The following is a 3,628-nucleotide window of genomic DNA, read 5'->3' as shown; positions in this document are numbered from 1 at the left end:
GGCGTGTGGGCCTCGGCCGAGGGCTGCATGCGCAACTACCTGATCCTCAAGGAGCGCGCGGCCGCCTTCCGCGCCGACCCCGAGGTCCAGGAGGCACTGCGCGCGGCGCGCCTGGACGAGCTGGCCCAGCCGACCGCGGCCGACGGCCTGGACGCCCTGCTCGCCGACCGCACCGCGTTCGAGGACTTCGACGTCGACGCCGCCGCCGCGCGCGGCATGGCGTTCGAACGCCTCGACCAGCTGGCGATGGACCACCTCCTCGCCGCGCGCTGACCCCCGGGCCACCCGACCCGTGCCCCGCGCCGCGCGCGCCGGGCACGGGAGGCCGGCCACCTCCACGGGCGCGCGTCCGCAAGGAACCGCGCCCCGGGCCACGGGCCCGCTCCCTCTCCTCTCCGCCGGACACCTGGCCCGCCGGAGCCGGTACCCCTCCCAGGCAAGGGCACCATCGTGACAACACACCTCTCGAACGGGGCACGTCCCGGACGCCGGCGGGTCCGCCGTCGCGTCCTCGTCCCGCTCACCGTCGCCTCCGCGCTCGTCGGCACCGTCGCGCTGGCCGGCTGCGGTCAGTCCCGCGACCCCGACGTGTACACCCTCCTGAACTCCTCGACGGACGACTCGTACCACGGCTGGGACGCGGCGACGCTCGCACGCTGCGGCAAGCAGCTCGGCATCACCATCAAGCAGCAGTCGGTCCCGGCCGACCAGGTCATGACCAAGTCGCTGCGGATGGCGTCCTCGAAGTCGCTTCCGGACATCATCCAGTTCGACGGCTCCGAGATGCCGACCTTCGCGGAGACCGGCGGCCTGCTGGACCTGAGGAAGCTGGGCGTCGACACCACCGACGTACCGCAGGGCATCGTCGACTACGGCTCCTATCACGGCACGTACTACGGCGCGGCGCGCACGGTGAACACCCTCGCGCTCTTCTACAACAAGGACATCCTCAAGAAGGCCGGCCTCAAGGTGCCCACCACCTGGGACGAGATGCGCCGGACGGCCAAGCAGCTCACCCGGGGCCACCAGTACGGCATCGCCCTCAGCGCCGGCGGCGCGGAGGACGGCGTCTACCAGTTCACGCCGTTCATGTGGTCCAACGGCGGCGACGAGACCGACCTCGCCGGCCGGCCGGTGGTCGAGGCGCTGGACTACTGGAAGGCGCTGCTGTCCGACGGCTCCCTGTCGAAGTCGACGATCAACTGGACGCAGGCCGACGTCAACGACCAGTTCATGGCCGGCAACGCCGCCATGATGATCAACGGCCCCTGGCAGGTCGAGACCCTCAACACCAAGAAGAGCCTGCACTGGGGCATCGCGCGGATCCCGGTCCCGAAGACCGGCGACAAGTCCGTGGGTCCGCTGGGCGGCGGCGAGCTGACCATCCCGGAGATCGGCGACACCGCGCGCGAGAAGACGTCCGCGAAGATCGTCAACTGCATGACCGGCGAGCAGGAGGAGGTGACCTACGCGCTCAACAGCTGGATGATCCCGGCCAACCAGAAGGCCGCCGCCACCTGGCGCGAGAAGGTCCCCTCGCTCAGCTCGCTGGCCGACCAGGTCGCGGTGGCGCGCTCGCGCACCGCCAAGGTCGGCTCCGGCTGGACCTCGATCTCCCTCGCCCTGCAGAGCGCGTTCCAGTCGGCGCTCACCGGCGAGTCCAGCGCATCGGCACTGAAGCACGCGCAGGCGCGCGTCGAGAGCGGGAAGTGAGGTAACGACGATGTCCACCACCGCTGCTGTTCCCGCCCCGGCGGCCACCGGCACCACCGCCGCCAAGAACGCCCCCGACCCGGCCCGCACCCGCCGGCGCCGCACCCTCGCGCAATGGGGCTTCGTGGCCCCCGCCGTGCTGTTCATGCTGCTGTTCTTCGGCTACCCGCTCGTCCGCAACATCGTGATGAGCTTCCAGCACTACACGCCGTCGACCTTCTTCACCGGCAAGGCCCCCTTCAACGGCCTGGACAACTGGCGCAACGTCTTCGGCGACGACCTGTTCGGCAAGGCCCTGGGACAGACGATCGTCTTCACCGTCGGCTCGCTGCTCGGGCAGTTCTGCGTCGGTCTGGGCCTGGCGGTGTTCTTCAACCGCAGGTTCCCGCTGGGCGGCGTGCTGCGCGCGCTCCTCCTGCTGCCCTGGCTCGTGCCCATGGTCGTCTCCGGCATCGTCTGGCGGCGCATCCTGGACCAGGACACCGGTGTGCTGAACTCCTTCCTCGGACTGTTCGGCATCGGCCACACCCCGTGGCTGACCAGCACCCACGTGGCGCTGCTCGCCGTGATCCTGGTGAACATCTGGATCGGCATCCCGTTCAACATGGTGATCCTCTACGGCGGCCTCCAGGAGCTCCCGCGCGAGGTGTACGAGGCCGCCGCGCTCGACGGCGCGTCCGCCTGGCGCACCTTCCGCTCGATCACCCTGCCGCTGCTGAAGCCGGTCATCACGGTCGTGCTCGTGCTGGGCTTCATGTCCACGGTCAAGATCCTCGACCTGGTCCTCGCGCTCACCGACGGGGGCCCCGCCGACTCCACGCAGACGCTCGGCACGCTGACGTACCAGGACTCCTTCGTCCAACTGGACTTCGGGGCCGGTGCCGTGGTGGGCAACATCCTGATCCTGATCTCCGCCGTCTTCGCGGTGTTCTACCTGCGGGCCAACCGCAACGAGGGGAAGTGACCGGCATGGCGACCACCACTCCCGCCGCCCCGGCCGCCGGCAAGCCGAAGCGCCGCTGGGGCACGACAGCCGTCGGCATCCTCATCCTGTGCGTGATGCTGTTCCCGCTGTACTGGATGGTCGACACCGCGCTCCAGCCCCAGTCCGGACTGCTGGAAGTGGACGCGGTCCCGCACAGCCTGGACCTGTCCGGCTTCTCCTCGGCCCTCAAGGAGCAGGGCGGCCATCTGCTGACCTCGCTCGCGGTGGCGCTCGGCGCCGTCGTGATCTGCCTGGCGTTCGCCGCGCCGGCCGCCTACGGTCTCGCGCAGTTCAGGCTGCGCGGCACCAGGACCGTGGTGTTCGGCACCCTGATCACGCAGATGGTTCCGGGCATCGTCATCGCCAACGCGCTGTACAGCGCGTACGTGGACCTGGGCCTGGTCAACTCCTACTTCGGTCTGATGCTGGCCGACGCCTCGCTGGGCATCCCGTTCGCGATCGTGCTGATGCGGTCCTTCATGGTGGCCATCCCGCGTGAGGTCATCGAGGCGGCCGAGATGGACGGAGCCGGCCGGCTGCGCACCTTCGTCCAGGTCGTGCTGCCGATGAGCCGCAACGCGCTGATCACCGCGGGGCTGTTCTCCTTCCTGTACGCGTGGAGCGACTTCATGTTCGCGCTCACCCTGAACACCACCGACGACGTCAAGCCGATCACCCTGGGCATCTACCAGTACATCGGCGCGCACGTCGGCGACTGGGGCTCGGTCATGGCCGCCTCCGTGCTGTCCGCGATCCCCGCGGCGGTCCTGCTCGTGCTCGCGCAGAAGTACATCGCCGCCGGCATCTCCGGCGGCTCCGTCAAGTAACCCGGCACAGCGGGGAGCGCGGACAGCACGGAGGCGGCCATGACCGAGCCCCAGTCGCCGACGTGCGCGCCGATGTACTGGTAGATGCCCAGGGTGATCGGCT

The 3,628-nt window shown here is 69.8% G+C and carries 3 protein-coding genes and 2 pseudogenes; 4 read left to right on the top strand and 1 reads right to left on the bottom strand.

Features of this window, described 5'->3' with window-relative positions:
* From AB0927_RS30585 to AB0927_RS30570, 4 genes and pseudogenes are all read left to right on the top strand, one after another.
* Positions 1 to 273, top strand: a pseudogene (locus AB0927_RS30585) (xylose isomerase); the annotation flags it as partial.
* A 177-nt stretch (positions 274 to 450) separates the two neighbouring features.
* Positions 451 to 1,713 (top strand): sugar ABC transporter substrate-binding protein, encoded by a 1,263-nt coding sequence (locus tag AB0927_RS30580; RefSeq protein WP_366671001.1) that lies wholly within the window; start codon positions 451 to 453, stop codon positions 1,711 to 1,713.
* A gap of 10 nt (positions 1,714 to 1,723) precedes the next feature.
* Entirely contained in the window at positions 1,724 to 2,677 is a 954-nt protein-coding gene (locus tag AB0927_RS30575; protein ID WP_366671000.1) for a sugar ABC transporter permease, read from the top strand.
* A 5-nt stretch (positions 2,678 to 2,682) separates the two neighbouring features.
* Positions 2,683 to 3,525 carry a carbohydrate ABC transporter permease gene (locus AB0927_RS30570; protein WP_366670999.1) on the top strand — a complete coding sequence of 281 codons (843 nt, stop codon included), beginning with the start codon at positions 2,683 to 2,685 and terminating at the stop codon, positions 3,523 to 3,525.
* A 17-nt stretch (positions 3,526 to 3,542) separates the two neighbouring features.
* Here the strand turns inward: AB0927_RS30570 and AB0927_RS30565 are convergent.
* A pseudogene (locus tag AB0927_RS30565) lies at positions 3,543 to 3,628 on the bottom strand (carbohydrate ABC transporter permease); the annotation flags it as partial.

The organism is Streptomyces sp. NPDC048106 (assembly GCF_040706415.1).
Taxonomy (GTDB): Bacteria; Actinomycetota; Actinomycetes; order Streptomycetales; family Streptomycetaceae; genus Streptomyces.
The sequence above is the reverse complement of the archived record's forward strand: the minus strand, read 5'-3'. Positions and strand labels throughout refer to the sequence as shown.

What these genes read in the sequence shown, in the direction of transcription:
- AB0927_RS30575 (WP_366671000.1), top strand. Translation starts at nt 1,724, where the DNA reads ATGTCCACCACCGCTGCTGTTCCCGCCCCGGCGGCCACCGGCACCACC.
- AB0927_RS30570 (WP_366670999.1), top strand. Translation starts at nt 2,683, where the DNA reads ATGGCGACCACCACTCCCGCCGCCCCGGCCGCCGGCAAGCCGAAGCGC.